The sequence below is a fragment of the Dokdonia pacifica genome (genome assembly GCF_900188275.1).
GTDB classification, from domain to species: domain Bacteria; phylum Bacteroidota; class Bacteroidia; order Flavobacteriales; family Flavobacteriaceae; genus Dokdonia; species Dokdonia pacifica.
Map to the genome: position 1 here is coordinate 578,214 of NZ_FZNY01000002.1, position 23,433 is coordinate 601,646.

Consider the following 23,433-nt stretch of genomic DNA (forward strand, 5'->3'; position numbering starts at 1 on the left):
ATTTCTAATCTAAATGGTTTATTGGGTGATTGCAATAACAGAAATGATAATCCCTAAAACAGATGTAACCGATGTTAATACGCGTGGCCAATTGCTATTTTTAGATGATTTTGCTTTAGACGCATTAGGCTCTACATACACGACATCATTTTGTGACAGATAGTATACAGGAGAGCTAAAAACATCTTTAGAAGTAAGATCCACTTTATGTATTACTTGCGTGTTATTTTCTTCTCGTATTACGGTTATATTGGTACGTTTCCCTTGAATACCTAAATCGCCTGCAAGCCCTAATGCTTCTATAAGTGTAATCCGTTCGTTGTTGACAGTAAAAGGTCCTGGATTTTGCACTTCTCCTAGAATCGTAATTTTAAAATTTTCAAGTCGTACAGACACAATGGGATCATTAATATATTCGGTTAATTTTTCTTTAATCATATCCTTAACCTCAGCACTAGAAAGTCCCCCTATTTTAAGTTCTCCTAATACAGGAAACTCTATCATCCCATTATCATCTATTAAATAGGATGGTCTCGGTGCTGTTGTACTTGTAGTTAAGGCACCACTTTCTGAATTTAATGAGGTCGTTCCTGCGTTAAATGGGATTGCAATAGCTGCATCAGGAGCAGAAACCTTAATACTAATAATATCATGAGGTTTATAGGTCGCTATAAAACGATTCCCAGAAGTGATTTGTTCTAAGTTTTCTGACTCTTGAAAGTACACAATGTCTTTAGGTGCTTTACAAGACACAATAAAGAGAACTAATACAATACAGTATATTATTTTCAGTAACCATCGGTGGTATACAGACATCTCGTTAGGATGTTTTTTGAGTATTTTGTTATTTATTTTCATGACTGGGTGGGTTGATATGATTTTTATGATTGCTTTGTATATGTTTCTTTATACGCTTTCGCGAAAGCGTACTCAGGCTATTTATTTATAATGATTCATATTCTTCTAAAAGAGACTTCCAGATACGTTTTCGTTCATACTTTTTACATATAGGCGCTCTTGCGTTTTGGGTTAGGTAGTTGTAATATTTTTTATTTATTAGGAGCTCTTCCATGCTATTTTGAAGTGCTTCTACATTTTTTACGGGAATAATTGTTCCATTGATGCCTTCTTCTACAATCTCATTACATCCATTAATATCAGAAACTATACTTGGTATTTGCATAGCACTAGCTTGCAATACTGTGTTTGGGAAACCTTCTCGATAACTAGGAAAAGTGAGCACATTAGAGATGGCTAAAAATGGACGAACATCTTCTTGCCATCCTATGAGAATGATATTCTTATTTGTTTCTATTTCATTTTCTGTTTCTAGAAATAGTTGCGCTGTTTCTTGATCATAATATCCTACTAAAAGCAGCTTTGTATGTGCATGCTCTTTTTGAATATTTTTAAAAGCTTTTACGAGCTCATTAATTCCTTTATCTTTTACAATTCTTCCTAGAAAAGTGTATACAAAATCTGATGGGTTTATTGATAATTGTTTGTAGAGCTTTTGCTTTTCAGTCTCTGTATAAAGCGATGGTGTAAAATGAGAGGTATCAATACCATTTGAACTTCCAGTTCCTATAACTTTTATTTTTTTAGAATCTGTAAACTTATGATCTAAGATAATCTCTTTAAGACCGAAAGAATTGGGATATACTTTTGTAGCACATGCATAGGTGATTTTTTCGACAAAATTTAGTAAACGCCTTCTCGACCCTGTGGCTTCTACCAGAGGTAAACCTGCTACGGTGTGTAATCTATTAGGGACTCTGGCAATTTTTGCTGCGAGCATTGCAAGTGTTCCTGCTTTTGGGGTATGACTATGAACAATGGCCGGTTTTTCTTTTTTGAAAATTTTATAGAGTTGATATAATGCTTTTAAATCTTTAAGTGGTGTGATTTCACGAGTCATTTCTACAGGAATTACTCGTACATTTTCTTTTTTAGCTAGCGTATCAATCACGGCTTCTCCATTGGTTACATCTCCCCTACTACCTATGCCTATCATTTCGTAGTAGGCAGACATAAAATGAAGTTGCCCTTGTAACAAAGTTCCTAAGGAACCTGAATGTGTCGCTACTCTAATTATTTTTTTCATCACTGGATGGTATACACTCTAATTTATGATACAAATAAACCTCAGTTCCTGCACAATACATTATAAAAGAATGTAAAGCGGAAAAAACAGGTTTGAAAAGGAATAATTGATCATTACTTTACAGCGCTTTATATACATTTATATAAGCATCTATCATGAATGATAGATCGTACTCTTGTGCCCTATCAAGACACTGTTTCTGAATTTTTAAATAGTATTCTTTATCATATAATAATTGTTCTATACTGTTTTTTAATTGCACATGATTACCGGGTTCAAATAAAATTCCTTCTTCTCCAATTACTTCAGATAAACCAGGAACATTAGATCCTATACATGGATTTCCAGCAGCCATACCTTCTACAATAGCAAGTCCAAATCCTTCATAATGGGAAGAAAGCACACTCACATCTGATAGTTTCAAGAGCTGAGGGATATCTGTTCTATAACCTAAAAAATGAACTCTATGTTTAATATTTAATGTCGTAGCAAGTCCTATTTTTTCTTCTTTTAGCACACCATCTCCTATCAGTAATAGATGTACTTCATCTGGTAATAGGGATATGGCTTTAAGCAAAGTGTCTTGATCTTTCTGAGGCGTAAAACTGGCTACTTGAATAATCACTTTTGCATTTTCAGGAATACCAATATGATACTTAGATAGTCCTGTAGCGTTTTTAAATACTTCTATAGGAATCCCATTGGGAATCGTTACAATGGTATCATTGCTTTTCTTAAGATGACTTTGCAAATTTTCTTTTACACCTTTAGAAATGGCGATTACTTTATCATATTTTTTATAGATCCATCTATCTATATATTTAAAGACAACGGAAGCTCTTCGTCTATTATCAGTATTATGTTCTGTTACAATAAGTTTTGCTCGATTTTTTAAAAACAATGTTGCTAATGACACCCAATATAAACTTGGAAATAGATGTACATGTACAATGTCATATTCCTTTAAATACTTTCTAAGTGCAATACTATATAATGGATTATATAAGCTCTTCTTCTTTGTAGTAACTATCTTTACTTGATGTTTTTGCGCTAACTCATTGTAGAAAAATGTCTTTTCGGGATGTAATACTAGAACATCAGTGGTGATTCCTCTTTCTATAAATTTAGGAATTGTGTCTACTAGCAGTTTTTCTGCGCCTCCAAAATGAAGTGAATTAATGACATGTATTATCTTCATAATTCCTTCTTTTGAGTGAGACTATCTTTTAGATAAAAAAACATTCCTAATGGAATCCATACAAAAGCGAGGTATTGCTTTTTAAGTAGTTGTATATGCTGGAGCATATGGGATCTATTACAAAAAAAGAATCTCCAAAAATTGATATGGGCTTTACATCTATTGACAAGACCTATTTTAGTAACAGCACCTAATTCTGCATATAAATGCATCACCCCTTTTGGGTATTTTCTTCTGAGTGTTATAGATTGTGCCGATAGTCCATCTTCTAAGTATTCACATTCATATACATTTTCATTAAAAAACAACATTTGATACTGTTGTCCTATCCGATTCCAAACTATACTTTCTGGGAGGAATTTTTCTTCTTCAAACTTAGGAAACGGGTATTGTTTTAAAATAGTCGTTTTAAATACCTCAGCTCTATCTCCTTGAATTTTATGAATATATCGATAGTCAAATATATCACAAATCGCATCTCTGTGAAGAGAATCAGAACCTACCACTTGTTTATTAAAATAACATTTTAGCCCTACAACACCTGCTATATCAGGGTTGTCTTTTATAGATGCTATTTTCTTATGAAGAATCGCTATAGCATCAGAGGGCAATCTATCATCACTATCTACGATAAAGAAAAAGGTTCCTTTTGCTTTAGAAACTCCTGTATTAATAGCAATATGTTTTCCTTGATTTTTTTGTTTATAATAACGTATCGGAAAAGAAGCATTTTGCTCAAATCCTTTTAGTACCTGAGCTGTAGTATCTGTACTTCCATCATCTATCACTATCCATTCAAAATGAGTATTTGTTTGCGCTTCAAGACTTCTATAAAGTATAGGAAGTAACTCACTTCTATTATAAGTGGCAGTACATATTGATATGAGTATATTGCTATCCATCTTTTATAAATATGTGAGTAACCAAACGAAAAACAGACTTACAGAAATCGCGCCTGCCATAAAATAAGATTGGTTTTTTAAATTCGTTGCGTAAATAATTGGGTATACTACAAGTACTGGTATTAAAAACCAGGATAAATAGGCTATTCTATTTGTATATGGGAAGTATATAAAATACAGCCATATGGTATTTGAAATAATGTAGAGGTTAAAAATCTTGGAGAAAAAAACATTTTTGAAGTGATATTTATAGATAAAATAATACCCTAAGTAAATAACAATACCGCTGTAGATGATAAAATCAATCCTAAAAGATGATCTTGCAAATACGCCATTATCAATGGCACTAAAATCTCCTCTATCATCTACCAATCCTATGGAAGATGTGACTAAGAAATTAATCACCGTAAGTAATCTTTTTCCAAACAAAAAACTTATTGGAATACTTACTAGCCAAAGCCCTAATAATACTTTTGTATTCCTATAAAACTGTGCAATAATAAGTGCCAGTGTAGGAAGTGCCATACTTGTATGGAAACTTATCGATAATGCGATTAAAGCATACATTATCAACTTTCTTTGATTAAAGGCTAAGGCAAATATGAAAAATGAAGTGGCCAATCCATTACGCATTCCGTTAATTCCAAATGGCCAAAAAGACATAGAGGTAACATACATCACCACTGCGAAAAAAGCATACTTTTTAAACCATTTTTGAAATGAAAAATACACAGGGAATACATACAATATGGCAGTAATTAGATAGAAGGTTTGAATATTAAAAAACTTTGCTAAGAACTTCATGTAGTAATAGAAACCAAAATCTTTGCCTGATTCCCATAAAGGATCTCTTTGAATATTTAAGTAGATGGTAGTGTACTTATAGGTATCTCCATAATAACGCCAACTTCCAAAGGGATTTCGCAAACCTATAAACAGGGTAACAATAACGAGTAGCAATATAGTCCCTACAAGCAAATTTGCTTCTGGAAATTTTTCAAGTGTTCGATAGCGCAACAACGGTAAGATACCAATCATAGATAGAATGGTAATTACCGTAAAGAAAGTGGTCATATAATATTGATCTGCTATCACGTTGAAATAATTTTATATAATTGTTTACAATAGAATTCCCATGTACTTCTTTGTAACACACGTTCTCTTGCTTTTGTAGCTTGTTTAGCAATAAGTTCAGGGGTTTCTATAATGTTAGTGAGTATGTGTGTTAATGCTTCAACATTATCTTGTTCAAATAACCATCCGCCATTTCCTACTTCTATGGCATCAGAAATTCCGCCTGTTTTTGTCCCTATTGCTGGGATTCCACAAGATTGTGCTTCTAAAAAAACTAATCCAAATCCTTCGACTTGATTGGATGTTTTTTCTTCTCTTGTAGCAAGAATAAATACGTCTTTGGTATTGTAAAAATCAGGAAGTTCTTGATCTGGTATAAACCCATGAAGATGGATTTGAGATTTTATAGAAGAAACCATTATTAACTTTTTTAGTTCTTCTAAATAAGGTCCCGTGCCTGCTATATGCCATTCTATTTTAGATTGTAGTTTCTGGGGAAGACTCTCTAATGTTTTTAAAATAAAATCATGGCCTTTAAATTTTAAAATACGAGATACGGTTACAAAGCGTATTACTTCATCTGTAGTGCTTTGTATGGATGTGTTAGGTGTGAAAAATTCATGATTTACTGCTAATGGTAATGCTTCGACCATAGCTTTCGGTTGAATATGTGCTACTAAGCCTTTTGTATAATGACTATTGGTGATTACCTTTTTTGCTTTCCCTAACATCCATTTTGCATAGATAGGTAACCAAAAGTGTTTTCTCATCATAGCATTTCCAGCTAAAAACTCAGCGCCATGGCCTAATATGTATATATTCTTCATTCCTCCTAGAAAGGCTAATAATGCTTCAGGATGCCAAATGCCACAAATAACATCATAAGATTGCTTATCCTTTATCTTACTAATCGTACGTATGGTAGCTAATTCACATTGTATACGCTTTGCTGGCAATCGGATAACTTCTACAGTAGAGCTTGTTTGATATGGTATTGAAACAGTAGGTATATCTACGGTTAGTATGGTGATTGTATTATAAAAAGAAGATAACCCACCTGTAATCTCATGACATAAACGAGCAATACCTCCAGTGGATGGAGGATAATCGTATGATAAGATTAATAGGTTTCTATTTTTCATAATGGTTTACTGTGTTCTTAATGAAGGTTGTTTTGCTACTCGTTTTCCGTCTTTTAATCCGTTGTAATAACTCTTGAAAATGCCAATATCTTTATACGCAATTGTATATGAAACAATAAGTTTTATGAGATAGAGATTTGCTGTTATGTTATGATGCCACGGTAAATGTCTGTAGATAACAATGGTACGATTTCGCGAAAGCGAATATATATATGCACGAATATCTGACACCCTACATCCCCCTGTTTCTGCTGCTAAATGTGTCATATGCGCTTTATGATTATAAAAAATGGTATGTCCTGTTTTTTTGAAACGCAAGCAAAAATCTGTCTCTTCATAAAGAGCTGCGCCTTTGGTAAGTTGCTCATCTATACCACCTACTTCTGTGTAGACACTTTTCTTTACAGAGAAATTTCCTCCGCCCGCATGATCTACTTCTCTTTGCCCTTCTAAATGAAACCCTCTAAGAGGGGTTGCTGTCCGAGACACAAATTTTCCGATCTCACAATCTGAATTTGTTTTAAACTTTTCTGTGATACCGCCCGCAACCATACTAATATCATTAGCATCTAAAAAGATAGCGTGTTGTGCTAATAAATCAGGCTCACACCGTATATCATCATCAAGATACAAGAGATACTCATAGATTGCATTTGTAGCGCCATAATTTCTAGCTTCTGGTAGGCCTTTAAAACTCGTAATATGATGGTATGTAATAAAATCAAAACCTTTGATATAGTTAAGAACCTCTACATCTTTTTCTTGTGATTGATCTACAATTATCACCTCAAAAGGATGTTCATACTGCTGTAGCACTAAATCCTTTAATGTATTTAACAGAAAAGCTGTTCTATGAAGGGTTGGTATGATGATAGAAAATCCTTTCATGATTGTAACGCTTCAAATAGGTTGATAAATGCTTGTACTTGAGAAGAAGCTAAATAGCGCTTGCAATAGGTTGTATTTGGGTTATGGATTGTTTGTTGATTTTGAAAAATAGTTTTTAGTTTCTCTACACTATCTTCTTCATTAAATTGTAAGAATGTGGCTGTATTTGCTTTTATAAGTTCTTTTTTAGCTTCACTTATTTCTGGTACAAATGCTAGTACTTGTTTTTGGAGCGCTATATAGTCTATTAGTTTTGCAAATACGCACCACCAATAAGCTTTATCTCCATTGATCAATAAAACATAAGCAGCTTTCTCTATCATGTCATAGAGCTGTGATTGCGGCATATGGTCATAGAATGTGACATGATTGGTAAGTTCTAACTCTTTTACATAAGGTAATGCGACACGTTCATTAATTTCTTTATTCCCTATAATTTGTATTTGAGGAATTTGCCCAATAGGAAGTCCTTCTATTGCTTTTTTATAAATCGTAAAGAAGGCATCTTTATACTCTTTTAAATACTCTCCTACCAATACTAAAGTATTCTCCTTTTCTACTTGTGGTGTAGGGATATAATCATCATCAATTCCTGTAGGAATGAACTCAAATTTTGCATCATATTCGCCTGCATATTGATCGTGAAATATCATCCCATAAGATGAGGATGTACCTACAATCTTATCGGCATATTGAAATGTAAGATCCTGAATACGTTTTTGTTTTGCATACACCTTAGCTATAGAAGAATGAAACCTTTTGCCATATGTAATAGGATCTCTAAAATCTGCTACCCACTGAATAGGCATTGTTTTTTTTAATTCAATCCCTATCTCATTTGCTGTAAACGGGAGTGTCGTTGTAAATACGGTTGCTATATTTTCTTCTTTTATTAGTTTTTTAGCAAGCTTTATAGCACCTCTCTTCCATGTCCAAAATCTATCTGGGTTTTTTAAATGTCTATTAAGGATATAATGATAGCATTTAGCTGCAAGTGTTGGTTTGGATTCTTTCTTAGTATGGGTAGTAGCAATAGTAGCTGCTTGGTCAAAAACACCTTGTTTTTTTAATGTTTTATAAGTTCTATCTGGACCCCCAAGTGCCATTTTAACACCTCGTATACTTGGTTCTATGTAGCTTGTTCTGTAGATAGGGATATCTTCTAACTCCTCTAATAATAAAGGGTCTTCATTATATTCATAATTAATCGACACTGTAATGACATAGGGTTGCCATCCCATCCGTTTTAAATACTTTACAAGCTTATGTGCCCTAAAAACAGCAGCATGCGTTTCAGGAGCAAAAAAGGGTGTGATGACAAGTACTTTCTTATTCATGTCCTATTACATTTTTGTAAACATTGATATTCTGTACAACCAATTTTTTCTGATCAAAGAAGTCGATCACACGTTGTTTTGCATTTCTTCCTAATCGCAAAGCATAGGAAGTATCTGTGAGTAATCTATTTATTTTCTGTGCAAAAGCTTGATATTTATCTGGATACTCTAACAAACCTGATTTTGTATCTTCTATAGATTCATTTGCCCATCCTATAGATGATGCAACAATGGGTTTTTCCATAGCCATAGCTTCTAACCAAGAGATAGGAAATGCTTCTGCAAAACTTGGGAAAACACAAATAGCCGATTGGGAAATCATTTGAGACATCTCTTCATAAGGAACAACACCTTTATAATGAACATTCTGTAATGCAGATGGTGTTAAAATAGATTTCATCACTTCCCAAGTAGATTTCTTTTCTATGAAGTCTACTGCATCTTTCCCTACTAGCGTTAAAGTTGCATTGGGATTTATGGTATGAAGAATATTAAAAATATGAGCTAAGGCCATCATTCCTTTTTTACGTACCAAGGTTCCGAAATAAAGGATGTTTTGACTTTCGGTAGCATTTTGAAATAAGGTATTGAATGCTTCTATATCTATTCCATTATACACCACCTCAAAATTAAGACACGGAAACTCAAAGACACTTTCGGTAAGTTTTCCTGAAAATTCGCTTACAGCTATTACTTTTTTAGATCTGTTAATCGCCATTTTTTCTAGATAATACAATAATCTAGGTTTTGACATTCCTTGAAGATGATTAAAATAAGTTACAGATCCATGTATTCTTGTCACCACTGGAATCTTGAAATTAAAAAAGGCATGTAATCCTTCCCAATCTGGTGCTTCAATAAGGTCTATGTGATCTGTTGCAATGTGTTTTTTAACTCTAGTACGTATTTTGAAACGATCTTTGATAGGAGAAAACCTAGAACGAGATACTCCTTTAATCGCAACAATACGTATATCTTCATCATACCATATACGATCACTGGATGATAAACATAAAAATATAGTCACCTGATACCCATTCTTTACTAATGAGGTAGCCATCATCTTGATAAAAGACCCTATTCCCCCTGCTGGTGGTGTACTAGGATGTGGATATTCTGAGGTTATGTAGGCTATATGTTTCACTTGCGAATGTATTTTTTACGTAAATAGATATTGAGAGGTTTTTCAAAATAACGATATAAAATGCCGCTCCCAAGCACAGAAATTATAAATGCTACAGCAATAAGCAGGTAGCCATTTTCAAAAAGACGAAACTTATAATTCACAATCCATAACACTTGGATCACTAATTGGTGAATCATATAAAAAGCAAAGCTTATTTCGCCTAACCATATCAGTGTTTTCTTTGATAAAATATGAGAGATAATCCCACGTTGAAATGAGAATATAAAAATCAAGAAAGCCATAGGAAGCCAGTAGTAAATAGACCACCTAAAATCTTGTGAAACTCCAGAGCGAAAAATATAACACATACTAAAAAATGCAATCGAAATAACTTCGAGTAATGTTGCATTCTTTTGTATCCATGCATGCTCTTTATAGCGGGTATACATATCAAAAAGTAATATTCCCAATATAAAATCAAAGACTCTAAAAAGCGGATTAATATAATATACCCAATGATTGGCATCTGTACTAGGTACAAAAGCGATAATGAGTATAGGAATTAGCAACACCAAAAGGATATACTTTCGTAATAAGGCAACAGCAAGAAGCAATAGAGGAAAAAGTGTATAGAAAAACATTTCATTTGAAATGCTCCAAGAAACTCCATTAAAAGAAAAGAAATACTCTTTTGCTGGAATAAAACTTTGTACCAATAATGTATTAGCTACCGATTTTAGCCAGAAGGTTATGTCTCCTAATCTTCCATAATAAGATAGCAAAAATGCAACCCCAAATGTGAGAATATGTAAGGGATAAATTCTAAAAATTCGAGCAAGTATAAATTTCTTAAATGGTATCTTTTTTTGTAGAAATGCATCTTTGTATTTGAATGACAAAATAAATCCGCTTAGGATAAAGAAAAAGCTTACACCTAAATATCCTTCACTCATGGATAAATAACTAGCATATGTATCTGTTAGAAAATCTTCATTGTAAGATAGAAACAACCCTCCTAAATGGCCTGAAAAAACCATGTAAGCAAATACAAAACGAAGGGATGTGAGTGGTTTTAGCATAGTTTTACTTAAAAATGATTTTTTTAATAATTCTTTTTAAAGGTGGTTCTATATAATAAGTGATGACTGTCGCTATTAAAACCGCAATAGATGTGGTCAATAAAATACTAATAGACCGATCCATATGCTTATCAAAAAATAACATGAAAATATATCCTACAAGTTGATGTACTAAGTACAATGGATATGAAACAAAGCCAAGGAATAATAAGAACTTACTTCTTCCTAAGATTTCAAATTTCAAATACACAAAAACGTAAAAAAACAAGACGATAATAGGAAACGATATCAGTAAAATGGTAAGTTCTAAATGAGGTCTTACCACACTATATAAAGCTATTGCTAGCGAAAGGTTTGCGATGATAAGCGCATGTAAGTATAGCGCTGGTTTACCCTTAGACATGTATATTCTATAAAAGCAAATCCCTATCATAAACAATAACACATAATTAAGATCTAGTAACCTACTTATAATCGGAATTGGGAAAAAATAGTGAATCAAGCAAATCACTAGCAAAGCGCCATTGTACAAAAGTATTTTATCTACTTTCTTGATCATAAAGAGAAATGCCATCAGTAAATAAAAAAGTAATTCTGGTAATAAAGACCAATAGGCTCCATCTACATGGTGAAATTTCAACAACTCATGAAACATGGTAAAATTGAATAGAATATCAATTACAGGTCTATCAAACATAGGGTCAATAGACTGAGACTTTGTAATCCAAATGACTCCTAAAGTAATTAGAATACAGATCCAAAACGTAGGATATAGCCGTATAAAACGTTTCTTTAAAAATTGCCACCCACTCGTACACCGTTCTATAGTAAGTGTAATTACAAAACCGCTTAGGATAAAGAAGAAAGGAACCCCTAACCATCCATGAGGAAAATACAGAGATGATTCGACACCAAAATCTTTACTATAAATAGTAGTATAATGATATAAAACCACACCTAAGGCCGCAAGCCCTCTAAAAGCATCTAACTCTTTAATTCTCATGACTAGACATTTTTTTTAAGGGATGAATAGATTTTGTACGCTTTCGCGAAAGCATACCCAGAAAAATTCCCATTAGAGATGTACGCTCAGTTTTACTTAGGAGCACATACATTCCTATTACAAATAATAGGGTAAATACAATACCTTTTAGAATAAAGAATCCCCATCCGTTTCCAATAAAATGAACAGCATAATATGTGATCACACACACCGGAATAAATAGTAACAGGTATGGGAATAATGCTTTTGTAAAATATTGTTTCATATCAAGACCTAATTTAATTTGATAGTAAAACACCACCATAATTTGAAGTATCATGAGTGCTCCAAAAATGCCGTAAATAATTCCTTTAAGTCCGTATATTGTAGATAGATAACCTCCTATACCAATACCAATAATGGTGAGGATTAAAGACGATAACGATTTAAATCGCATCAGTTTTTTAGCTTCTAAAATAGCATGGGCATACCCTTGTGATATAGGCATCACATAAGCTATCATAATAAGCAAAGCCACAAGCCACGCATCTTTATAGGTCTCTCCTACCCATAAAACAATAAACTCTTGCCCTAAAATCAAGAAACCGCCAAGTATATAAAAAAGTACGATCATCGTGATTCTTGAAATACGTATCATCTCAGCTGTAAGCAATGCAGTAGTATCATTTTTATAAATAGATTTTACCGCTTTAGGTAATACAAGCCCGTTAATGACATTACCAAATGTTAGAAAATATAACCCTAGTGTAACGCCTACTGCATAAATAGCAACGACAACTGTATTTGTTGTAGCTCCAAGAATAACTTGACCTGTACGCCATTGAAACTGATAGACCATTCCGAATACAAAAATCCAGATAGAGTAACTAAAAATTTCTTTTAAAAAGCGATGATCAAAACGGTGTAATTTGATACGTACTTTAAGTTTTGTAAACACATAATAGATGGTAGTTACAATAAACAATACATTTAATGCACTATCTAAGATGACTAAGCCCAATGCATCTGCGCCTTTATATAGTATTGCAATCACAAGCAATGCTCTGATTACATACTTACAGATAGTTAGCACCCTTGGAAAAACAAAGTGCTCATAACCATTACAGATCCCTGTAAAAGCGCCTCCTGGTAATGTAATCGCAATGTTGAAGATAAAGAGTAAAAGCATCATCTTTGCTTTGCTCATTTGGTCTAATGTCAAGGTATCACCAAATAAAGTTTCTACATTTAGGTACATGATCATTCCAAAAACGACCACGACTAAACTGATGATCGAATACAAAATAAGACTAACTGCTAAGAAGTTTTCCTGCCCTTTTTCATCTTGTTGCGCTCTGTATTGCGCAACAAATCGTACAATAGCATTTGTCAATCCTAAATCTAATATGGATAAGTACCCTACAAATGCTCCGATAAGTGCAAACAGTCCGTATTCTGAGTCACCTAACATCTTTACGATAAAAGGGGTCAAAACAATCCCTACAATATTGGAAATACCAAGATTGATATAGGAAAGTAATGCTGCTTTTTTTATCTGACTCAAAATGATTGGTTGTTGGTTAATTGATTATTATATACTTACAGATATACTCTGTGTAACTTCTCGTATCGATCGATTATCTATTTGTATAGGATTAAAATCCCGTAGACAGATATAATCGGGTCTATTTTTTTCTTTTCTATCTTCTGGTAAATTGGACGTTACATTGTAAGTCATGATCGCTGTATTTCTATCGTATGGAGAAATATTTGCATTAGAACCATGATATACATTTGGATGAAAAAAGATAGCGGTGCCTATTTTTCCAATACCAGGTTCAATGCCATCTTGATCTACCATTTTTTTAATCAATTCATTTTTAATGGTAAATTTTAAATCACCATTTAAAGAATTTTCTAGTGCTATCGTCCCTTCAGTTAAGTGTTCTTTGTGTTGAAAATCTGCAATACCAGTAGTATGCGATCTAGGAATAAACATCAAAGGTCCCTGTGCATGATCTGTATCTTGTAGTAATACCATAACAGAAAGCATATTTGATTCCTTTACACCATCATCTATATGCCAAAATGGATAATCTTGATGCCACTCCCATATACCACCTCCAAAGGCCTTTTTGTTATTAAGCTTATACTGATAGAGATAAATTGAAGGATCATTTAATAATTGTTGTGTTGGTACAACTAAACGTTCTTGTTTATATAACCAATCAAACTCTTCTCTAATAGTTTGTGGTGCAAATACAGAGCGTATAGCTCCATTTTCTTCTCTTATAATATTGGGCATGGGTTTATCATCTATCTGATGAACCCCATCTCGTATGCCTTGTACCTCATCTTCTGTAAATAAACCATCAACGATGAGGAATCCATTTTCGTGATAATGATCTATTTGTGCTGTTGTTAATTTCATTCTTATATTTTTTAAAGTGGATTTTCTGCTATTGATACCTCCATGAGGTTATACCAGACACATTTCCTTTTACAGAAACAGCACCGATGTAATCTTTTCTAGGTTCAATAGCATGTAACATCCATTTTTCTTTTTCTTTTTTATCCCATTTTGTATCGATAAGTGTTGCTTCTTTAGTAGAATCTAAACTCACTACAAATTGATCTAGCGGAAATGCGAGTCCGCTACCCATTGCTTTTATAAATGCTTCCTTTCGAGTCCAGCAATTGTAAAAAGCTTGAGTATGATAGGTATGATCTAAAGCAAACAGAGAAGTCACCTCTTCTTCAGAGAAAAAGAGCTTTGCAATCTTTTTAACATCTACTTTTCTCTTGGTATACTCTACATCTATTCCTATGGTATGTTCTTGAATAAATCCTAAGAGTATGGTATCTCCAGAATGCGAAATATTAAATTGAAGCGCTCCATAATTTTGCACAAAGGGTTTCCCGTTGTAACCAAACTGAAACTCAATTTGATCTGGAGCACTCTTTAAATAATTTCCTAATAATAATCTCAAAACCCCTCTTGCTATAATAAAACAAGAGCGATCTTTTTGGAACCTGTATTTCAAAGCACGCGCTCTCTCAGATGCATCAAGAAGATTCCAATAGGTAGCTAACCTATCTTCATGCGCATTTTTACACACAGACCAAATATGTAATTGATCTGATGATAATGAGAGGTGTTGATTTGAAAAATTAGTCCACATACGATTTAGCTTTCTATAATTACTTGATCCATCGCTTGCGCTGTATGTAATACATCTGGATCTTCAAAAAATGTAGCATGCTGTCCTTTTGTAGTCTTCACAATAATTTCTCCAAGTACCAGAGGTTTCCATGAGCGTACAATCTCATGATTGTAATGATCGTCTCCTTTTTCTGTAAGAATTAGCGATACATTATCAATTTTGGAATCCCATGTATATGCATTAAACAAATCCACCAGATGTAATCGCATCTTTTCTGTATTCTTTTCGGCTTCATTTCCAAAAAGCCTTACGCGTATAGGTTTTAAATAAAACATTACACGAAATCCAATCATAGCATATAAAGCTTTGAAAGGGTTTGAGAAAAATCGCTTTAAAAAGGCAGTTACTCTAATAAGTAATCGTTCTTTATCAAATAATAATCTATGTTCTGCAATGGTATCTGCAACAATAAGATGTGTTTCTCTTCCTTTAGATTTTAAGTAGCTTACCATTTCTAATCCTACTGCTGTACTAAAACAATAAACAACAATATTAAGCGTCCCTTCGGGTTGTACTAGACTTATCTCATCGGCATAATCTCTTGCCATGTCTTCAATACTTTGATGCATATTATCTTCTCCAAAAATCCCAACAGGCTGTAATGCATATACAGGTCTTTGAATATCTATTGCATCTGCTAAACTCTTATAAAAAAATACATGACCTCCCCCCGCATGAATACAAAATAAAGGTGTCTTATCTCCTTTTGTTTTGATAGGCACTAAGTATTTCCATGCAACAGTATCTGTATTTCCTTTGGTAGTAATCACTTCGGCTAATGCCTGGATGGTAGGTGATTCTAATAATGTTGTGGGAGGTAGTTTTACACCTAATTTCTCTTCTATAAGTGCAAACATTTTGACAGATAACAATGATTTTCCACCTAAATGGAAAAAGCTATCGGTGATACTTATATAATTTATTCCAAAGAGTTGTTCCCAGATTTCAACCAATGTTAATTCTACTTTATTTCGAGGAGCGATATAGGTAGTTTCTTTCTTTTCAAAATCCTCTTGAACTTGTAAATCATCTAGTATACGCTTTCGCGAAAGCGCACTAGGAATGATTGGAATTTGTTGTAAGGCGTCATTTACAGAAGTGTCTTTATTTAAAAGTAGCGTGACCGCTATTGTAGGAATCACATTAAGAAACCATTCTATAATAGCTGTGGGAATCACAGTTGTATTCACTAATAAATCATACTGAATACAATCTTCTATTTTGAAAATTACCGTCAAAGGATAGGTAGTTGTAATACCGCTTTCAAAACTACTCACTGTAAGATCTCCACTAGAAATATTTTCCCATGGGAAGTTTTCAAAAACAAATAAATTATCAAATAATGGTTGATCTTCAGGTACATTAGCCCAAGAAACAATCTCATCTATCTTACAATATTCATAGTTACGCGCTCCTTGTTGCTGAGATTGTAACTGCTGTAAACAAAACTGAAATGAGTGAGAGATATCAAATAGTGTTCGTACGGGAAGTACATTGGCAAACATTCCTGCCATACGTTCTATATTCGGAAAAGGAATAGAACGGCCAGAAACAGTGGTTCCAAAAGTTACATCTTTCGTATTGAAACATTTTGCAAGTGCCAATGACCAAATACCTTGAAACAACGTATTAAGAGTAACTTTATAATGTTTGGCTAGACTTTTTAAATCTTCAGATGTCTGTACCGTAAACTTATTTGTATAGGACGTAGGTGTTTTACCTAGCGACTGTGCTGTATTTTGTTGAAATAAAGATGCTTTTGTAAAGTCTTCAAAAGTAGTTTTCCAGAAATCTGCAGCGCCATTTAATGTATTGGTCTTTAACCAATTTCTATACGATGTATAGTTTGGAATTGTAGGTAATTGTGGTGATACTCCTGAAGATAAACTTGCATAATATGCAAATGCATCTTTTAAAATAATAGTAGATGACCATCCATCTAAAAGTAAATGATGACATTCCCACACAAAGTAATAACTATCTGATTCTTTTTGAATAACACTTATTCTGGAAAGAGGGTTTTCTTCAAAGGCAACTCCTAGATCTTTTCGTTCTTTTTTATAAGCTTCTAGTGATCTATTTTGTTCTGTAGCAGGTTGATCTCTCCAATCTAAAAAAGACCATTGAATTTCCTTTTCAGGTCGTACTAAAAGTACAGGACGCTCTACATTTTTCCAGTGTACAGAAGTACGCATTACCTCATGACGTTTTGAAACTGCTTTCCAAGCTTGCTTAAATAATGCAATATCTAACGGTCCATCTATCACACACTGAACAGTCAAAAAGCCTTGATCTTCGCCTTCTGTTAAGTGATGGAAAAGTAACCCCTGTTGCATTGCATTAAGCGGATAGATCGCATCTATTTTAGGTTTTTTGATCGTTGTTTCCATGTCTCTTTACTTTTATATGATGACTCTGTGTTTTCAGGTTTATTCTAAAAAACCGAGTAAACTATCTAAATCATCTTGACTTATTTCTGCATCAGAAAAATCAGAAGGCGTATATCCTCCATTCTCTATTTGATTGCAGTACGCCCCAATCTCTTGAATACGTTCTTTAAAGTCGTTTACTAATTGTGTGATTGTTTCATCTGCATGTACATTGCTTCCATAACTAAAGGTGCCGTGTAATTGCTCATCTATTATCTGTACATTAATTTCTAATTTGTAATGGCGCTCACTTCGTAAGTCTCTAAGATTTTCTGAAAGCGTACTGACGGTAATTCCATGATCTGCAACAGAAGTGGTTTTCGTTCCTAAGAAGTTAAATACGATTTCAGGGTTTCCAATAGCTCCAAAGGCATTTTTGATATAGCGTAATGCGCCATATCCTATCCCTCCGTTGGGAATGCTTCTCATTTTTTCTTTTACAGAAACGATTTGACTCTCTAAGTCATGGTAGGATGTATGCACAAACTTCATAGGGAAATAAGAGGTAAACCATCCTACGGTCTTAGATACATCTAGCGCCGAATTTGAAGTTTCTCTTCCATGTCTCTCAAAACCAATAGCCACTTCATCTTGATTACTCCAAGTACTAATTGTAGCTATGAAAGCTGTAATAAGAAGTTCTTCTATCTTTGTATTATACGCTTGATTTGCTTCCTGTAGCTCTTTGGTAAGTTCTTTATCAAGTGTAAAATGCAGTTGTGTGATATCTTTTTCTTCAATGACTTCGATAGCTTCTTTATCATAGGGTAAAGCACCCACTGGGATTATCTGAGAGGCCCAAAAATCAAACTCATCATTTGCTATCGTGTCTGCATACCTATGAAGATATTCACTCCATGATTTAATAGAGCTCGTTTTAGGTTCAGATGTTATAGTTCCTACTTGTTGTAATGCATTTATAAAATCGTCTGTAATAATCTGCCAAGACACGGCGTCTACTACCAAGTGATGTGCAATAAGTATACAGAAATTAGTAGTTGATACTCCTGTATTAAAGTAGATACACTTAAATAAAGATCCTTCAGATAAGATAAATGCATCTTGAACACCTTGTATATGTTGGGATGCTACTTGCTCATACTCTTCTGGGGCAATCCCTGTACAATCTACATACTCTAATGCAAAAATTTGTTCTGGTTTCCCTATATCTTGTATCCATCTATCTTCTTCAAATCTAAATCGTGATCGTAATGCATCATGTTGGATAATCATATAATCGCAAACTGCTTGCAATTGTTTTTCAGAAAAAGTAGCTAGTCTGTCTAACCAAACGCCTTGATTCCAATACTGGGGCGCATTTTTATGATCCTCAAAAAACCACTGTTGTATTGGAGATAAGGGTACAATACCTTGTAATAGTTCCCTTTTAAATTCTTTTGTTTCCGCTTTCGCGAAAAGCGATAACTCAGCAATTGTCTGATGTTCAAAGATGTGATTAGATTCAAGAATAATCCCTTCTTTTCTAGCCTTTGCAATGATCTGGATACTTAAGATAGAATCTCCTCCTATTTCAAAAAAGTTATCATTTGTATGTATAGGAGAAAAACCAAGAGTCTCTTCCCAGATACCTACAAGTTTTTCTTCCACAGAGATGTCATGAGTTTGAGTAGTCGCTGCAAAAAGACTTAATTCAGCAATGGTTTGATGTTCAAACAGTGCATTGGATGCTAAAACAATTCCCTCTTTTCTTGCTTTTGCTATAATTTGAATACTTAAAATAGAATCCCCTCCTATTTCAAAAAAGTTATCATTTGTATGTATAGGGGAAAAACCAAGGGTCTCTTCCCAAATGGTCACTAACTGTTGTTCTAGTGTATGAGAAGTACTTTGGGAAGTATGAGATGTAGATTCTTTGGTTGTTGTTGTTGTTGTTGTAAGTAACTGTTTTCTATCAATTTTTCCATTGGGTAATACGGGCATTTGAGCCACAGGCACAAATTGTGATGGTACCATATAATCTGGTAATTTACCATGAAGTTCTTGTCTTAATTGATCTACCGAAAACTGCGCACTACCTTGTACATAAGCAACAATACGCTTACGACCAGAAGTAGTTGTGTTTTTTGCTTGTATCGCAATGGCTTCCTTTACTTTAAGCAATAGTAATTGTTTCCTTTTAGGACTTAATGCTTCTATTCTATCTTCTATATTTCCTCCCATTATTTTATTGCTTTTACAACTACAATTGAATTTGCCCACCAGATATCTTTTACATCTTCTGGCATTGTCAAAGCAACTGTCTGAATACTAAATGAAGAAAAATGCTTCAATAATAAACGTTGGTGCTCTCTACTTAAAGAGTCTATCTCATTAGAGAAATAGGTGAAAGATCCGCCAGGATTAAGATGACTAGAAGCATACGGAAAGAAATGCTCTGCAAATGTGATACTCTCCTGAACATACTTCATATACTCCTCTTCATTTAATGGATATGTATGAAAAAATATTCCATCAAATAATCCAATATCATCTATTCTATCTTGCCATAATCCTTGTACCATTCGGATATCATTTCCTTGATATTTTTCTTTCCATTCTTGAAAATAATCATTGATGACAGCTTCATTACACTCTATAATTGTGTGAGATTTTACATCATACGCCTGAATCATATCTGAAGAGATGCCTCTTCCAAAACCAATTTCTAGAATATCACCCTGAGTTTCACAAATCACATCAGCCATCGCTTGCATGAGTGGTATTTGCCAATCTTCCATAATCTCCTGATCAGAAAGCTTTGTATGTGTTCTATCATGTATTTCTCTAATCTCCGTAGCGACATTTCCAGGCACAAAGTGTTTTGCCTGCTCATCTATCGCTTCTATATCTGCCGAGAACTCTTTGAGCGCTCTATTTATCACTGCCGATCGCTGAATAGCTCTAGGTGGATTAATAAAATTCTCCTCCTTTATCGTAAGTTGTACTTCGTATCCTTCTGATCTTCTAACTCTTCGCATGATCTCTTTTTAATCTAATGTATCTAGTACTACCTCTACAGCTTCTTCTTGAAGCGTCTCTATAGAAGTGAGTATTTGTTGTACTTCTTTATTTGAAATGTGTTTCGTAAGGGTATTGGTAAGTTGTGTAGCATTTAAAAATGCTAGGTTTTCCCAATCAATTGTGTCTGTTTCATTCTGAACCATCACTACCGCTTGTTCTACATGAGGCGCACTATGTATATGTTGCGCAATCTCATCCAGTTCTATTCTATACCCTCTTACTTTTACTTGTTGGTCTTTTCTTCCTAAAAATTCAATGGTACCATCGGCTCTATATTTGGCAATATCACCGGTTTTATAAAGACGTTTTGTAACATCTGTATCAAATGGATGTTGTATAAATGCTTGTGCAGTTTTCTCAGGATCATTTAAATATCCAGATGCAAGCCCTAAACCACCTATATATAATTCGCCAGGAGTACCATAAGGAACTCGCTTTGCATCATCATTAAGAATGTATACTTGTATATTTTTAATAGGGCTCCCAATAGGAATACTACTCGCATTACTATCGCTAGGTTGCAATTGATGTGCAATACACCATACGGTACTTTCTGTAGGACCATATTCATTATACAGTTTTACTTGTGGTATCGTATCAAAATGCTGTGCTGCCAATTGTGTTGTGCAGGCTTCTCCTGCTACAATAACCGTATCTAATGATGCGAGTTTTTTTACATCTCCATAGTTGATCAAATGCGTATACAATGAAGGAAGCATTAATGTATGTGTTACTTTATTTGCTTCTATGGTTTGTACCAGACGATCTATATCTTGTTCTAGATGTTTTTCTGAAATGACTAAGGTTCCTCCTGTACATAAACTCCAGAATATTCCTGTTTTTGAACTGTCAAAAGAAACCGAAGACATCACTAAAAATGATGTAGGATCATATCCATAAAAATCGGTTCTAGACAATGTAGAATTGATGATATTCTTATGTGTGATAGGAACTCCTTTAGGTTTTCCTGTACTTCCAGAGGTATAAATTACATAGGCAAGGTCACTATTTGATACTTGTGGTAAGGTAACCTCAGCAACATCTGTTTCAAAAATAGCTTCGATGGTAAGCGTTTGAACGGGTACATTCTCAAAACTTGATGCGATATGTTTTTGGGTGATAACCGCTTTCGCGAAAGCGTTATTAAGAATATAAGAAATACGTTCTGACGGGTATTCAGGATCGAGCGGAAGATAGGCAGCGCCTGCCTTAAGAATCCCTAATAATCCAATAATCATATCTTCTGAACGATCGATACATAGTCCTACTATATCATTCTTTTGGATGCCTCGTTCTAAAAGTTGATACGCAATGCGAGTTGCTCGTGTGTTTAACTCTTTGTAGGTGATTTTTTTATCTTTAAAAGTAATGGCTATCGCTTCTGGATGTTGTAATGCTTGTGCTGTAATAAGTTCGTGAATGCCTTGCTCAGCAATCTGATATTCTTGTACAGGAGCTTCTAGAGCAGTATAAAACTGTGTTTCTTGTGCTGTTTGTAATTCGATATCTGAAAGAATTACATCTGGGTTTTTAATCACCTTCGTAAGAATTCCTTCAAAATGCGCATGCATACGTTCAATAGTTGTTGCATCAAATAGATCTGTTGCATACTCCATTAATGACATAAGTGAACCTTCGTCTTCAGATATATATAGCGTTAGATCAAACTTTGCAACACCTGCATCATAAGGTTCATAGGTGATTTTTATAGCATCGCCTAACGTAGGGGTTTCTGGAACTTTATGATATAAAAACATCACTTGAAAGAAAGGATGTACACTTAAAGACCGTGTTGGTTTTAATGTATTTACTAAGGTGTCAAAAGAAATATCTTTATTAGAAAATGCATCTAAGGTGGTTTTCTTTACTTCTTTTACCAATGCGCTAAACGAAGCTTGTTTTTCAACCTGTGTTCGCAAGACTAACGTATCATTAAAAAATCCAATAAGGTTTTCTAAACGTGTTTGATCCCTTTTAGTAATAGGAGTTCCAACAATAATATCTTCTTGACCTGCATATTTCTGTAACAATACATAGTAGATACTAAGCATGGTTACATACGGGGTTGCTTCTAGCTTTTTACAGAGATCAAAAAAGTCTTTCGATATTTGATCACTATATACTTGCTTGTGAAATGTCCCTTTGTACGAAGGCTGTGCTTTTTTGGGATAATCTGTTGGTAGATTTAATGTGGATAATTCTCCAGAAAGTTTTTGTTTCCAGTAATCTAGATGCTCGTTATTAATTTCTTGATTCCCTTGCCAATGTGCATAACTTGCGTATTGTATTTCTGGTTTTTCAATTTGTGGTGTTACCCCATTTACAAGTTTTGCATAATTTGAAGCGAGTTCTTTTCTAAAAACCTTCATAGACCATTTATCCGTAATGATATGGTGCATGACGATTAAAAATAAAAAGTCGTTCTCTGCTACCTTTATAAGGGTAGATTGTAATAAGGTTTCATCAGAAAGGTAAAATGTATGACTCGCATTTTTACGTATGAGCGCATCTGCTTTTTGAGAAGCTATCTCATATGCTGTATTACTGAAATCATAGTATGAAAATACCGAATTAGAAGTAGGTGCTGTATGTACCGTAGGAATCCCCTCATCTACCCGAAAGTTGGATCGCAAGATATCATGTTTATCTTCAATGAGTCGTATACTCTTTTCAAATAATGCTACCTGAACATCTCCTTGTAATTTATAGAGTTCTGAATAATTATAAAAAGGATTGTCTGGAAATAATTGCTGTAAAAACCATAGTCGTTTTTGTTCTCGAGATAAGGGTACAGTTACTGCTTCTGGTATTTTTGTAATCTCAGTAGTATCTGTAGACTTCTTATCACGATTTTTCCATCTAGATAACAAAGACGCTTTGGAAGAGAGTGCACTTTCTTTTTTCACAATAGTTGTATTCATTTATGT

General features: G+C 34.0%; 18 protein-coding genes. All 18 read right to left on the reverse strand.

Going from position 1 to position 23,433, the window contains the following annotated elements; genetic code table 11:
* Window positions 1-18: 18 nt before the first annotated feature.
* The 18 genes from CHB80_RS09765 to CHB80_RS09850 all read right to left on the reverse strand — a co-directional run bounded on the left by CHB80_RS09765 (window position 19) and on the right by CHB80_RS09850 (window position 23,427).
* Window positions 19-858, reverse strand: a complete 840-nt coding sequence (locus CHB80_RS09765) for a polysaccharide biosynthesis/export family protein (protein WP_229746849.1) — start codon at window positions 856-858, stop codon at window positions 19-21.
* Window positions 859-943: 85 nt separating this feature from the next.
* The gene (locus tag CHB80_RS09770) at window positions 944-2,104 is read right to left on the reverse strand and encodes a glycosyltransferase family 4 protein (protein WP_089371256.1); all 1,161 of its coding nucleotides are present in this window, start codon (window positions 2,102-2,104) and stop codon (window positions 944-946) included.
* A 118-nt stretch (window positions 2,105-2,222) separates the two neighbouring features.
* Window positions 2,223-3,302, reverse strand: a complete 1,080-nt coding sequence (locus CHB80_RS09775) for a glycosyltransferase (RefSeq protein WP_089371257.1) — start codon at window positions 3,300-3,302, stop codon at window positions 2,223-2,225.
* A complete protein-coding gene (locus CHB80_RS09780; protein WP_089371258.1) occupies window positions 3,299-4,204 on the reverse strand; it encodes a glycosyltransferase family 2 protein in 906 nt (301 codons plus the stop codon). Before CHB80_RS09780 ends, CHB80_RS09775 begins: the two co-directional genes overlap by 4 nt.
* A gap of 3 nt (window positions 4,205-4,207) precedes the next feature.
* Window positions 4,208-5,299 carry an EpsG family protein gene (locus CHB80_RS09785; protein ID WP_089371259.1) on the reverse strand — a complete coding sequence of 364 codons (1,092 nt, stop codon included), beginning with the start codon at window positions 5,297-5,299 and terminating at the stop codon, window positions 4,208-4,210.
* On the reverse strand, window positions 5,296-6,420 hold the full coding sequence (locus tag CHB80_RS09790) for a glycosyltransferase family 4 protein (protein ID WP_089371260.1): 1,125 nt from the start codon (window positions 6,418-6,420) through the stop codon (window positions 5,296-5,298). The genes CHB80_RS09785 and CHB80_RS09790 overlap by 4 nt, the downstream gene beginning before the upstream one ends.
* Window positions 6,421-6,426: 6 nt before the next feature.
* Window positions 6,427-7,308, reverse strand: a complete 882-nt coding sequence (locus CHB80_RS09795) for a glycosyltransferase family 2 protein (RefSeq protein ID WP_089371261.1) — start codon at window positions 7,306-7,308, stop codon at window positions 6,427-6,429.
* The gene (locus CHB80_RS09800; protein ID WP_089371262.1) at window positions 7,305-8,645 is read right to left on the reverse strand and encodes a glycosyltransferase family protein; all 1,341 of its coding nucleotides are present in this window, start codon (window positions 8,643-8,645) and stop codon (window positions 7,305-7,307) included. Before CHB80_RS09800 ends, CHB80_RS09795 begins: the two co-directional genes overlap by 4 nt.
* Complete coding sequence (locus tag CHB80_RS09805) at window positions 8,638-9,789, reverse strand: glycosyltransferase family 4 protein (RefSeq protein ID WP_089371263.1); 1,152 nt, start codon at window positions 9,787-9,789, stop codon at window positions 8,638-8,640. The genes CHB80_RS09800 and CHB80_RS09805 overlap by 8 nt, the downstream gene beginning before the upstream one ends.
* Window positions 9,786-10,850: an acyltransferase family protein gene (locus CHB80_RS09810; protein WP_089371264.1), complete on the reverse strand. Its 1,065-nt coding sequence runs from the start codon at window positions 10,848-10,850 to the stop codon at window positions 9,786-9,788. The genes CHB80_RS09805 and CHB80_RS09810 overlap by 4 nt, the downstream gene beginning before the upstream one ends.
* Window positions 10,851-10,854: 4 nt before the next feature.
* On the reverse strand, window positions 10,855-11,853 hold the full coding sequence (locus CHB80_RS09815) for an acyltransferase family protein (RefSeq protein WP_089371265.1): 999 nt from the start codon (window positions 11,851-11,853) through the stop codon (window positions 10,855-10,857).
* Complete coding sequence (locus tag CHB80_RS09820; RefSeq protein ID WP_089371266.1) at window positions 11,843-13,396, reverse strand: oligosaccharide flippase family protein; 1,554 nt, start codon at window positions 13,394-13,396, stop codon at window positions 11,843-11,845. The genes CHB80_RS09815 and CHB80_RS09820 overlap by 11 nt, the downstream gene beginning before the upstream one ends.
* 27 nt (window positions 13,397-13,423) lie before the next feature.
* The gene (locus CHB80_RS09825) at window positions 13,424-14,263 is read right to left on the reverse strand and encodes a phytanoyl-CoA dioxygenase family protein (RefSeq protein ID WP_089371267.1); all 840 of its coding nucleotides are present in this window, start codon (window positions 14,261-14,263) and stop codon (window positions 13,424-13,426) included.
* 28 nt (window positions 14,264-14,291) lie between these two features.
* On the reverse strand, window positions 14,292-15,014 hold the full coding sequence (locus CHB80_RS09830) for a 4'-phosphopantetheinyl transferase family protein (protein WP_089371268.1): 723 nt from the start codon (window positions 15,012-15,014) through the stop codon (window positions 14,292-14,294).
* 5 nt (window positions 15,015-15,019) lie between these two features.
* Window positions 15,020-17,446 (reverse strand): condensation domain-containing protein, encoded by a 2,427-nt coding sequence (locus CHB80_RS09835; RefSeq protein WP_089371269.1) that lies wholly within the window; start codon window positions 17,444-17,446, stop codon window positions 15,020-15,022.
* Window positions 17,447-17,485: 39 nt separating this feature from the next.
* On the reverse strand, window positions 17,486-19,666 hold the full coding sequence (locus CHB80_RS09840; protein ID WP_089371270.1) for an acyl carrier protein: 2,181 nt from the start codon (window positions 19,664-19,666) through the stop codon (window positions 17,486-17,488).
* The gene (locus CHB80_RS09845) at window positions 19,666-20,463 is read right to left on the reverse strand and encodes a class I SAM-dependent methyltransferase (RefSeq protein WP_089371271.1); all 798 of its coding nucleotides are present in this window, start codon (window positions 20,461-20,463) and stop codon (window positions 19,666-19,668) included. Before CHB80_RS09845 ends, CHB80_RS09840 begins: the two co-directional genes overlap by 1 nt.
* 9 nt (window positions 20,464-20,472) lie before the next feature.
* A complete protein-coding gene (locus CHB80_RS09850) occupies window positions 20,473-23,427 on the reverse strand; it encodes a non-ribosomal peptide synthetase (RefSeq protein WP_089371272.1) in 2,955 nt (984 codons plus the stop codon).
* Window positions 23,428-23,433 lie beyond the last annotated feature (6 nt).